This window comes from Taibaiella koreensis (assembly GCF_003545715.1).
Lineage (GTDB): Bacteria > Bacteroidota > Bacteroidia > Chitinophagales > Chitinophagaceae > Taibaiella > Taibaiella koreensis.
In genome coordinates this window covers 880,342-892,232 of sequence record NZ_QVNU01000001.1, presented here as the reverse complement: position 1 = coordinate 892,232, position 11,891 = coordinate 880,342, and the positions used below count along the sequence as shown (strand labels likewise).

10 protein-coding genes are annotated in these 11,891 nt (G+C 51.3%); 6 read left to right on the top strand and 4 right to left on the bottom strand.

The genetic code is table 11. From position 1 onward, the window contains the following. Nucleotides 1-5 precede the first annotated feature (5 nt). From DZK30_RS04010 to DZK30_RS03990, 5 genes are all read left to right on the top strand, one after another. Nucleotides 6-572, top strand: coding sequence for a DUF4240 domain-containing protein (locus DZK30_RS04010; RefSeq protein WP_162902824.1), 567 nt, complete (start codon nucleotides 6-8; stop codon nucleotides 570-572). 50 nt (nucleotides 573-622) lie between these two features. Beyond that, entirely contained in the window at nucleotides 623-1,129 is a 507-nt protein-coding gene (locus tag DZK30_RS04005; RefSeq protein WP_118972776.1) for a GNAT family N-acetyltransferase, read from the top strand. A gap of 98 nt (nucleotides 1,130-1,227) precedes the next feature. Continuing rightward, nucleotides 1,228-1,866, top strand: a complete 639-nt coding sequence (locus DZK30_RS04000) for a TMEM175 family protein (protein ID WP_118972775.1) — start codon at nucleotides 1,228-1,230, stop codon at nucleotides 1,864-1,866. A gap of 5 nt (nucleotides 1,867-1,871) precedes the next feature. Then, nucleotides 1,872-2,396, top strand: a complete 525-nt coding sequence (locus DZK30_RS03995) for a class I SAM-dependent methyltransferase (RefSeq protein WP_118972774.1) — start codon at nucleotides 1,872-1,874, stop codon at nucleotides 2,394-2,396. A 27-nt stretch (nucleotides 2,397-2,423) separates the two neighbouring features. Continuing rightward, complete coding sequence (locus tag DZK30_RS03990) at nucleotides 2,424-3,440, top strand: bestrophin family protein (protein ID WP_118972773.1); 1,017 nt, start codon at nucleotides 2,424-2,426, stop codon at nucleotides 3,438-3,440. A 41-nt stretch (nucleotides 3,441-3,481) separates the two neighbouring features. Here the strand turns inward: DZK30_RS03990 and DZK30_RS03985 are convergent, their stop codons facing one another. The 4 genes from DZK30_RS03985 to DZK30_RS03970 form a co-directional block, all read right to left on the bottom strand. Next, nucleotides 3,482-5,719, bottom strand: coding sequence for a Tex family protein (locus DZK30_RS03985; protein ID WP_118972772.1), 2,238 nt, complete (start codon nucleotides 5,717-5,719; stop codon nucleotides 3,482-3,484). A 61-nt stretch (nucleotides 5,720-5,780) separates the two neighbouring features. Further along, on the bottom strand, nucleotides 5,781-6,344 hold the full coding sequence (locus tag DZK30_RS03980; protein WP_118972771.1) for an L-threonylcarbamoyladenylate synthase: 564 nt from the start codon (nucleotides 6,342-6,344) through the stop codon (nucleotides 5,781-5,783). Between the two features lie 119 nt (nucleotides 6,345-6,463). Next, on the bottom strand, nucleotides 6,464-8,725 hold the full coding sequence (locus DZK30_RS03975) for a reprolysin-like metallopeptidase (protein ID WP_162902823.1): 2,262 nt from the start codon (nucleotides 8,723-8,725) through the stop codon (nucleotides 6,464-6,466). A gap of 43 nt (nucleotides 8,726-8,768) precedes the next feature. Beyond that, the gene (locus DZK30_RS03970) at nucleotides 8,769-9,356 is read right to left on the bottom strand and encodes a hypothetical protein (RefSeq protein WP_118972769.1); all 588 of its coding nucleotides are present in this window, start codon (nucleotides 9,354-9,356) and stop codon (nucleotides 8,769-8,771) included. 126 nt (nucleotides 9,357-9,482) lie between these two features. Here DZK30_RS03970 and pheT point away from each other — a divergent pair, with 126 nt between their 5' ends. Next, complete coding sequence (pheT, locus tag DZK30_RS03965; RefSeq protein WP_118972768.1) at nucleotides 9,483-11,891, top strand: phenylalanine--tRNA ligase subunit beta; 2,409 nt, start codon at nucleotides 9,483-9,485, stop codon at nucleotides 11,889-11,891.

The window sequence follows — 11,891 nt, the reverse complement described above, 5'->3', positions numbered from 1 at the left end:
ACTATATGAACGAACAGATTTTCTGGCAGCTGATCGATAAAGCAAAGGCCGCCCCCAACAGCAATTTTGAAACGCAATGCGTTACGCTTACCGAGCTACTGACCCCTTATGCCACAGAAGACATTATCGCTTTTGAGCACATACTGCTCGAAAAGATCGAAGAAGCGTCGACCTGGCCCATTATGGCAGCGACTTTCGTGGTGTGCAGCTTCATTTCCGATGATACCTACGAGGATTTCCGCGCCTGGATGGTAGGACAGGGTAAGGATAGTTTTTACAAGATCATTAAAGACCCCAATGAGATCTGCAATATCCTTTCGCCTAAAGAAGCCCGCGACCTGGGCGGCGAATACATGCTGTTCGTGGCCGCAAATGCCTGGCTGGAAAAACTGGGCAAGGACAACGAAGATGAGTTTTACGAGCTGATCGAGCATCCCGAAGAAAAGGTGATCGAACAACGCTGGCCTGAGACCAAAGAGGAATACCGGAAGCTATTCCCCGCGCTGTACGACAAATTCTGGAACGAAGAACGTATCCAGGAGCGGCTTTCAGAAGCGGAGGAAGAAGAATAACAGCATAGGAGCCGGCCGGTAATACGCCGGCTCCCGTCATAAATCCCGCCATGAAAGAAGACATTCAGAGTTATAATATCCGCCAGCTAGATATTAGCGACCTGGAATCCTATAAAAGATTACGCCTGGAAGCTTTGCTCCTGGAGCCTTCCGTGTTCAGCAGCACGTATGAAAGAGAAGCGGCTTTTTCTGTGGCGGATTGGGAAGACCGGCTCAACCAGCTGCAATCGGCCTCCTTCGGTCTGTTCCATGATGAACGGATGATTGGTATCACCGGCATTCTTATTCCAGATGTCGGGCAAGAAGAGGCAATACTGGTGGCTTCTTATATTCAAAAGCCTCATCGCGGAAAGGGGTTGTCTGCTCTGCTCTACCGCCAAAGGATCGAATGGGCCAGGAAGAGAGGCCTGAAACGGATCATTGTTTCTCATCGTAAAAGCAACGAAGCTTCGCGGGCTGCCAACCAGCGTTCCGGCTTCCGGTTCACCCATGAAGAGCAAGCGATATGGCCCGATGGCATAGAAGAAGCCAATGTATTTTACCGGCTGGACCTTTAGATCGTCTCGTTCCTTCAGAAAATATTACTCGGTCGGCATGGCCTTACGGCATTCGATAACTTATCCTATTTTTATACCATAATAAAGCATAAATAGCGATGATCCGGTACAATGATCTTGCGGGTAAGAAGATTGGCCGTATAGAAGCGTTAAGCGACGGCGTATTTGCGATTGCACTCACACTGCTGGTGTTGGAGATCAAAGTACCCGAGCGGCCTGTCCACTCGGAAGCGGAGCTCTTCTCCCTCTTCCTTTCCCTATCGCCTAAGTTCCTGAGCTATTTCCTCAGCTTCATGACAATGGGTATCTTCTGGAACGGCCAGGCCGTGCAGCTGAGCTATATGAAAACATACGATCGCAACCTTACCTGGAACGCGCTGTTTTTCCTGCTGCTGGTCTCTCTGCTGCCTTTCACCACCGCCTTTTTGGGACAGTACACCCAGTATCGTTTTGCTTTGCTGCTTTACTGGTGCAACATCCTGTTGCTGGGCCTGGTACTATACCTGCACTGGCAGTACGCATCGAAGAAACAGTTTATCGCACTCGATGCCGGGGCCTTCCCAACCATCGACAAGGCCGTACGCAGCCGCATCGTGATCGCACAAGTGTTGTACCTGGCCGGGGCATTGCTGTGCTTTATCCATGTTTACCTCAGCATGGCCTTCATTATCCTCGTTCAATTAAATTATGCTTTTGCCATCATATCCGGCAAAGGCATCCAGAAGAAAAAAGACTGACCGTTATGGAGATCACCGAGGCCGTATCGATGTTACAATGCCCGCTGCTGAAGGCTTACACCTCACCCGTTTGCTGGGCCGATCTGGGTTGCGGCAGCGGTGTCTTTACCCGGGCATTGGCCGCGCTGTTACCCGCCGGTAGCAGCATACATGCGGTAGATCAGACAGCTGCATGGACCGATCCGGGGAACCTGGCCGTAACCGTTAATTTTCAGCAAAGGGATTTTGTTACGGCTGCATTGGACCTGCCGCCTTTGGATGGTATACTGATGGCCAATGCGCTGCACTATGTGCGGGACCAGCCGGCTTTCCTGGCCAGGATAAAGCGGCACCTCAAGCCTGGCGCTGTCTTTCTGATAGTCGAGTACGATACCGATACGCCGGCAAAGCCCTGGGTCCCTTACCCGCTTAGTTTTGATACATTAAGCATATTATTCCGCCAACAACATTTCAGCCAGGCCCATAAGCTACAGGAGCGTCCTTCTGTATACCGGCGGGCCAGGCTATACAGTGCCCTGATATCACCCTGAACTCTTTTAATCTTTAATACAGCGCCTATGCACGCCGGTCAACGTTACACGCTAAAAGAATTTCTTTTTTGGACCCGTAGAGACATTTACATCCTTGTAGTATTAGCCACCATTCCCACAACATTGCTTTTCTTTTTCCACTGGCAATGGCTGGCTATCCCCTGGGTACCTATCGCCCTGGTGGGCACTGCGGCCGCTTTCATCGTCGGTTTCAGGAATACACAAACCTACAACCGTTTGTGGGAAGCAAGGCAGATCTATGGCGCTATCGTCAATAGCAGTCGCGCCTGGGGTATGCTGGTTAAAGATGGCATTGGTGATCCGGCAAAGGATCCGATGCCGGAGGAGCACCGCCAGATGATCTACAGACACATTGCCTGGCTTACAGCATTGCGGTATCAGCTGAGGGAAAACCGGGCCTGGGAGAATGCCCGCAGCAAGCCATCCTATATCGAATATGGCAGGCTGTACCGTGTGGAAGAATGGGACACAAAGCTGGATGACGCGTTGAAGCCCTACCTTTCCGAAGAAGACCTGCACTTTGTGCTGGCCCGGAAAAACAGGGCCACTCATCTCATCAGCCTGCAGTCGGCACAACTCAAAACGCTCAAAAGTCAGGGCCATATCGATCCGCTCGATCATGTCGAATTGGAGCAGCTCCTTGTCAATCTTTATGAACAGCAGGGTAAATGCGAGCGCCTGAAGAATTTCCCTTACCCAAGGCAATTTGCGACCATCAACCAGATGTTCGTCCGGCTTTTTATATGCCTGATCCCCTTTGGTACGCTGGGCGAGTTCAGCAAGCTCAGCGATAAGCTGGGTAGCTGGATCATATGGCTGGCTATACCTTTTTCCGTTATTATCTCCTGGGTGTTTATGGCTATGGAAAAAATAGGAGAAAGCACCGAAAACCCATTTGAAGGCAGCGCCAACGATGTGCCGGTAACGGCTATGAGCCGCACCATTGAGATCGACCTGCGCGAAATGCTGGGCGAGCTGGACCTGCCACCGGCTTTGACACCGGTAAACAATATATTGATGTAAAAGAGAAGTCAAGTTTTTGAAACTTGACTTCTCTTTTGATATTACTTTCCGAACTTCTTCTTCAGCTGGCTCAGGGCATCGTGGATATTTTCGCTGGGACGGTCGGCTACCTTTGGCCTTGCGTCCTGTGGGCGCCTGGAGCGGGGCTGCTGCGCCGGTGGGTCCTGTGCCTGCTTAATGGACAAAGCAATACGTTTGCGGGGAATATCCACCTCTGTAACCTTCACCATAACCTTGTCATTCAGCTTCAATGCTTCGGCAGGATCAGTAATATACTTATGCGCGATCTCCGATACATGCACCAGGCCATCCTGTTTGACGCCGATATCGACGAATGCGCCAAAACGGGTAAGGTTGGTGACAATGCCCGGAACGATCATACCGGCATGCACGTCTCCGATGGCATAAATGCCGGCAAATTCAAAAGCCTGTGCTTCGCTGCGGGGATCCAGCCCCGGCTTCTTCAGCTCCTTCAGGATATCCTGTAAGGTGTGGAGTCCTACGGTATCCGACACGTATTGCTGCGCAGCGATCTGGCTCACCACCGCTTCGTTGCCGATCATTTCTTTCAGTCCGATACCCTTATCTGCCGCCATTTGCGCCACTACTTTATAAGCTTCAGGGTGCACGCCGCTCTCGTCGAGCGGATGATCGCCGCCTTTGATCCTCAGGAAGCCTGCACATTGCTCAAAGGCCTTGTTGCCCAGCCGGGGTACTTCCAGCAATTGCTTCCGGCTGGTAAAGCGTCCCTTTTCCTTTCTGTAATTAACGATATTTTCGGCGATAGACGGACCGATGCCGCTCACATAACTCAGCAGGTGCTTGCCTGCGGTGTTCAGGTTAACACCCACAGTATTGACACAGCTCACCACCGTCTGGTCCAGCTTTTCTTTCAAACGTACTTGGTTCACATCGTGCTGGTATTGTCCCACGCCTATACTTTTGGGATCGATCTTTACCAGCTCGGCCAGGGGGTCCATTAACCTCCGGCCAATGCTTACGGCGCCCCTTACGGTAATATCGTAGTCAGGAAATTCTTCCCTGGCAATCTCAGAAGCCGAGTAGATCGATGCGCCATCCTCATTCACCAGGAATACCGGCAGACCGGTGTTCAGCTTTTTGATGAACTGCTCTGTCTCGCGGCCCGCAGTACCGTCCCCGATAGCAAAGGCTTCGATATTGTATTCACGCATGTAGTTCCGTACTTTATGCTCTGCATCCAGGAGCCTGTTGTTCTGCTCATGCACATAGATCAGGTCGTTCTTCTTCAGCTCACCCTTTTCATCCAGGATCACAACCTTACAACCGGTACGGTAACCCGGATCAATAGCCATTATCCTTTTGCTGCCCAACGGAGAGGAAAGCAGCAGCTGGCGCAGGTTTTCAGCAAATACGACGATCGCTTCCTCATCTGCCTTTGCCTTGAGTCCCATACGGAATTCGCTTTCGAGACTGGGTTGCAGCAAGCGCCTGTAAGCATCTCTGATGGCTTTTTTCACTTGCTCTGCGGCTTCATTACCCGCTTTTAGAAATTGTTTTTCGATCCTGAGCAGGGCCGCTTCTTCCTCGGGTGCAATGCTCATACGCAGGAAGCCTTCCATAAAGCCCCGCATGATCGCCAGCATACGGTGCGAAGGAATTTTGGAGACCGGTTCGGAAAAGTCGAAATAATCCTTGTACTTAATGCCTTCTTCTTCTTTGCCACTAAGGATCTTGCCCTGTACTGCCGCCTGCGTCTCAAACAGCTTACGCATGCCCGCCCGTACTTCAGCATCTTCATTCACCATCTCGGCAATAATATCCCTGGCGCCCTGCAGCGCGCTGTCGGCATCGCTTACATTATCATTGATATAGGCTGCTGCTTCTGCTGCAGGCAATACATTACCTTGCTCTAGCAGCAGCAATGCAAGTGGCTCCAGGCCGTTTTCCCTGGCCGTCTGGGCTTTGGTTTTCCGCTTGGGTTTATAAGGCAGGTAGATATCTTCCAGCGCATTGAGGGTGGTCGCTTCATTCAGTTTATCCTGCAGCAACTCCGTCATCTTACCTTGCTCGGTAATTGTTTTTTCAATAAAGGCTTTCCTGTCGGTAAACTCCTGCTGGAAGCGGGCCTCATCCTGTATCTGCTGGATCTGTACTTCATCCAGGGCGCCGGTCTTGTCCTTACGATAACGCGCGATAAAGGGAATAGTAGCCCCTTCCGATAATAATTCCAATACGGCAATAACCTGCTTTTCGGGTAAGGCAAGCTTACCGGCTACAGGTGCTGAAAATGCAATCATGTCTATGTTCTTGTTCAAAAAATAAAGGACGGCGAAGGTAATGAAAAAGCGACAGCCCGGGCTAGTCCCGGATGATCGCTACCTTTCCGTCGGACCCGATACGGAGAATACGCGAGGGCAGTGTTTCGTTCTGCTCTTCCCGCCGATGGTCTACGATATAATCAACGCCTTGCTTAATAGAGGCTTCTATATCGTCAAAACCTTTTGGTGAGGCAAGCCCACTGGTATTGGCTGATGTGGATACCAGCGGATGTTTCAATCTTTTAATCAAACTTTTGCAAAACGGATCTTTCGTCACACGGATCGCAATGCTGCCGTCGGCGTTTACCAGGTTGTCGGGCAGGCCTATTGCCTGATCGTAGATCACTGTGGTCGGACGGTCAAAACCCTGAACCATACCCACTATATCGGGATGCGGACTGGCCACATACCGGAAAATGGATTTGGCTTCATCCAGCAGTATGATCAGGCTTTTGGCATCATCTCTTTTCTTCAGGTCGTAGATACGGCGTATCGCTGTGGCATTGGTCGCATCGCAGCCTATTCCCCATATCGTATCGGTGGGATACAAGATAAGACCGCCATGTTGCAAAATATCCAGGGCTTTATTGATCTCTTGGTTCATTGTTACGCCAAAGGTACGATGAAAGATGGGTTACAAAACCGTATTGAAGACAGTCTGTCTAAACGATTAGCCGCCCGGAGGATCCCGGGCGGCTAATCAACAAAACAAGGTTTTTTCTATTACTGCAGAGCGATGCTACGCACGGTTTGTGCGCCCCTTTGCTCATCTGTTACTTTCAGATAGTAGATACCGCGGGTAAAGGAGCCGACGGGTATTACGGCGTTTTTTTGCAGGTTGCCGCTCCATAGCTTTTGTCCTATGGCATTGAACAAAGCCAGGCCAAGCCGGGCATTACTCTTGCTGGTCACCCGGATCTCGTTTACCGCCGGATTGGGCCATATCGTCAGATCGTTTCTGAGTTGCACATCGGCAATGGACATTACCCTGTTGGTATCAATCAATTTAAAGTTGACATCGGAGATATCGAAAAAAACATTATCGGCGCCCTTTACTTTAACCCTTGCCCATAGTGAGAAGGTGTCGGGCATAGTCACTGCGGCCGAACCATTGTTGGGCACACCCGTAGCCAGCACAAACGGGTAAGTGTAGCCGCCGTCTATAGAAAGATAGATATCCACATTGGCTGCGCTGATAGGAGCAACATCGGTTTGCGCGACATTCCAGGTTATGGTCTTCGGGCTATTGGCGTATGCGGTATCCGTGCTTATATTGGGCGAGGTAACCCTGAAGGGTTGACCAGTATTGATCACATTCAAAGTAACCACATCGTCGGAGAAGTCGAAGGCGCCTAAGCCGTTGGACAGGCTGCGGGCAGCCAGCTTAAATCGCAGGGTGCGGGCAACAGCGGGCAGGCGCTCGCCTGTATAAGATGTCGTATTGTCTACGATCGAATCGATACGGGGAAATACCCTGAGGCGGCCCGTTACCGGCCTGAAGCTGCGGAATGTAGGCCCGGCAATGAAGTTAGCGCTACCATTCTCATCAGCCGTCAGGTTGCCGAGATCCCACTCTTCCCAGCAATAGCTCAAAGCATCTTCCGCAGCACCGGGTGTGGCTGCAGGCCCCATCAGCTCAAAAGGCGTCAGGTAAGGAATAGCATAGCTGGCGGCAATGGGCGGTAATACCGGCAGGGCGATGCCTGCGCTGGTCACCGCACAGGTACTTCCCTGGTCGTTGGTAATATAGTCGGATATCTCATCAAGGCTGGCCGTATGAAAATAGTCGTCGCTATGGGGCTGCAGGTTGTTTATAGGTCCGCAGATACCGGCATAGGCCATAATCGTGCTGCCGCTACCTGGCTCATATGCGGTAAAGCCGTTTTCGGTACCGCTGCAACGGTTGAAAGTATGGTTGGCGCCAAACTGGTGTCCCATTTCATGTGCTACATAATCTACATCGTAGGGATCACCTACCGGGTTAGCAGAGCCGGTCACGCCCCTGGCCTTTGAGAAATTGCGGCAAACACAACCCAGGAAAGCCACGCCGCCGCCACCGGTGCTGAAGATATGCCCGATATCGTAATTGGCCGACCCGATCACCGTGTTGGTATTCGTTTGGTTCTCTCCCAGAAGGGCATTGCCATTGTTGTTGCTGTTAAAAGGATCGGAGGAAGCATTTAGATATACCAGCTGGTCATTATTACCGATCATGACCATAGTTACCGACACTTCCCGTTCATAAATGCCATTCACGCGGTTCATCGAAGTGGTCATGGCGCTAAGCACACTGATCGTGGTTGGCGTAGTACCACCGACAGCGGCCGCGTATTCGCCGGTACAGGAAAGGGCTAACCGGTATGTTTTATGGGTATCCCCGTTTTGCTTCAGGCCCAGCGAGGGCGGCTGTCCATCAAGCGTCTCGGGTAAATTACCTTCCGCATCCGGCAAAGTAGCTTCGCCTACACCACATACCATATATTGCTGCTCAGGCCGGCGATAATCTCTTTTGTAATACACGGTATAATAGCCATCGGCTACGTTGCTGTAAGGATCAATAAAAAAAGTATTGGTACCGTCAAACACCATGGCGTGAAAACCCCAAAAGGTATAGTCCAGCTTAGCTGTAACCGCAGGATTATCGACAGCCCTTGCGGTAAAGGTCTGGATGTCGCTGAAGCGGGACCGTAACGGCTCTTCCATCATCGGTGTATTCCATACATAAAAATCGCGCGCGCTACCATTAGGCATAGGCAAGCTGATGATCTCAGCCTTGGCCGGATCGCTGCCGAGCGAGAAAAGAAAGCTTTTCAATGCAGGCTGGTCGGCCGCCTGGATACGATAGTTGATCGGTTGCAGTACCTGCTTTCCGGCCGAAGGTGCTTGATTACCCTCGAAGGCATGGAAAAAACCGGCGGCCTGTGCCTGGGAGCAGACCAGCAGCGACAAGCAACCTGCAATAATGTTTCGATTAAATTTGATCATGTTTTTAATTTGATTCCGGATACAAAAATGGTAGCGATCGGGATTATTTTCCGGCAGGAGTGCTTCTGGGCCCCGTTGCATCTTCTTTCCGGTATACTACATAATAGGTTTTCTTTCCACTTTTCCAGGGAGCAATAATGGTATACTTTTCCTGCTGCCTTAACTCGGCATTCATTACCGTTCCATCATAATCCAGCCTGACGGAGGCGGCGATATCATCCACACCTATTCCTTTAAGCGACACCAACCCCGGAAATTTTGCTGCCAGCTCCGGCGATAAGGTACCGGAAGCAATGACTTTAAAGCGAGTGCATCCTTCATCGTTCAGCGCCGGCAGATTGATCGCAGTAGGCGTTGCTCCCCGCTTACCGGCCATCTTCAGATAAGCTTGCAGCTTTCTTTCATCTACAATGTACACCGAAAAGCTTTTGGGAAGGGTCACCGTATGCTGCCGTGCCGTAAGTTTGAGGATCGACGGATTGTCCACCCGGGTCCAGGTAAGGGTGAGGCCCTGTTCCGTGGCGCTGCAGGAAGCTTTTGCAGCCGATGCCGGCTTTTGAGCGGCTATTTTCGATAAAAAGGGGGAGCCTGTCAGCAGCAACATTCCCAACAATGCAGAACGGTACAACATGAGGCGAATATATCGAATTAAGGGCAAAAACGATTTATGAGACCATGAATTAACATTAGCCCTCCTTTCCATACTTCAACATTATCAAGTAACTTTACGCCCTCAAAAAATACAGAATTACTCTTTATGCAGATTGCCTATAGTTGGTTGCTGGATTACCTGCCTCAGCCGGTTCCGGTTGAAGAATTAAGCAATATATTGACAAGCATCGGGCTTGAAGTGGAAACCGTGGAACGTGCTGAAGCGATCCCCGGAGGACTCGAAGGCCTGGTGATCGGTCAAGTGGTGACCTGCACGCCCCACCCCAATGCCGACAAACTCAAATGCACAACCGTCGATACCGGTACAGGCGTTCTGCTACCGATTGTATGTGGCGCCCCTAATGTAGCCGCGGGCCAGAAGGTGATCGTCGCTACTGTAGGCACTACGGTACATCCCCTGAACGGGGCTCCCTTCCTGATCAAAAAGGCCAAGATAAGGGGTGAAGTGAGCGAGGGCATGATCTGCGCCGAAGATGAAATAGGATTGGGCGAAAGTCATGATGGCATCATGGTGCTGCCCGAATCTGCTGTACCCGGTACGCCTGCCAGCACTTACTTCAACATTGCGCCACCCGATTTTACCATACACATAGGCCTGACACCCAACCGTAGCGACGGCAACAGCCATATAGGCGTAGCCAGGGACGTATGCGCTTACATGACGCATCACAAAGGCAGCCCCTGGACTATAAAATATCCGGCAACGCCGGAACCGGTGTTTTCAGGTACGCCGCTTCCCATAGCCGTAACACTAGAGGCCACAGAGGCTTGTCCCCGGTACAGCGGTATCGTGTTGAACAACGTTACCGTGCAAGCCTCGCCCGATTGGCTGGTGCAGCGCCTGCAGACCATTGGCCTGCGCTCCATCAATAATGTAGTGGATATTACCAATTACGTTCTGCACGAATACGGCCAGCCGCTACACGCTTTTGATTATGACAAAATAGGCGATCAGAAAGTAGTGATTCGCATGGCCGGGGAAAACGAGTCCTTCCTGAGCCTTGATGGTAAGGAGCGCACACTGCGGGCTGAAGACCTGCTGATCGCCGATGCAGAAAAGGGGATGTGTATTGCCGGCGTATTCGGCGGCGCCCTTTCCGGCGTAAGCGGGCAAACCACCCGTATATTCCTGGAAAGCGCTTATTTCAACCCGAGAACTATTCGCCGCACGTCTCTCCACCACGGACTGCGTACCGACGCCGCCACACATTTTGAAAAAGGCGTTGATATGGCAATGGTATTGCCCGCGCTGAAAAGGGCTGTGGCCCTCATAGTGGAACTTGCCGGAGGGCAGGTGGCATCGGAAATAACCGACCTGTACCCGGTAACGCTGCCGGCGCATACCATCACAGTTCCCTATCGTTATATCCAAAAGCGCTGTGGGAAAGACTATGCCCCCGCCGATATCGACACCATCCTTACCGCCCTGGATTTTCGCATTCTGAATAAAACGGTAGATTTTATCGAAGTAGAAGTACCTTCCAATAAGCCAGATGTGCGGCAACCGGCCGACATTGCAGAAGAAGTATTGCGCATAGACGGACTGGACAATGTAGCTATCCCCTCCAGGCTGAATATATCGCTGCATCGCCGCCCCGGACCGGTGGCCCGTCGCTGGAAAGACCTGGTCGCCAACTACCTCAGCGCTGCTGGTCTCCAGGAGATCGTTACCAATTCGATCACCAACAGTAAATATTATGATGAGGCTGCGCCCTTGGTAAAGATGATCAACAGCCTGTCGAGCGAGTTGGATGTCATGCGCCCTTCGCTGCTGGAAAGCGGGCTTGAGGTAATTGCCTGGAACGTGAACCGTAAGGCGCAGGATCTTCGTCTGTACGAGTTTGGCAATATTTATCGCCAGCAAAGCGTTGGTAAGTACGACCAGACGGCACAGCTGGCGATCTGGATCACGGGCGACAGCGAAGCGCAGCACTGGCAGCACAAGGCCCTGGCATCTGATATTTATGACATTAAAGGTGTAGTTGAAAACATATTCCGCTACTGCGGCATTGGAAAAATACAGGAAGCTATTACAGAAAACGGCATTGAATGGAAGCGCGGTAAGCAGGTAATTGCAAAAGCCGGCTCCGTATCCCGCGACCGGCTGAAGCTGTTTGACCTGAAACAAGAAGTATTTTATGCGGAAGTGGACATTAAAGCTTTTGTTGAAGCAGCAGAAGGAGCAAAAGTAAAGTATACGGAACTACCTAAATATCCGTCAATGCGCCGGGATCTGGCGCTGGTACTGGATAAAAGCGTACCTTACAACAAAGTAGCAGCCATAGCCCAGGCCCAGCAATGGGAGGCCCTGAAAGGGTACGAGCTTTTTGATGTATTTGAGAGCGAAAAGATTGGCGCCGGAAAAAAATCACTGGCACTGAGCTTCACCTTCCAGCTGAATGAGCGCACCCTTACCGATGAGGAGGTGGATGGAATGATGAAGCAGCTGATTGCCTCATACCAAAAAGACCTGCAGGCACTGGTAAGAGAATAA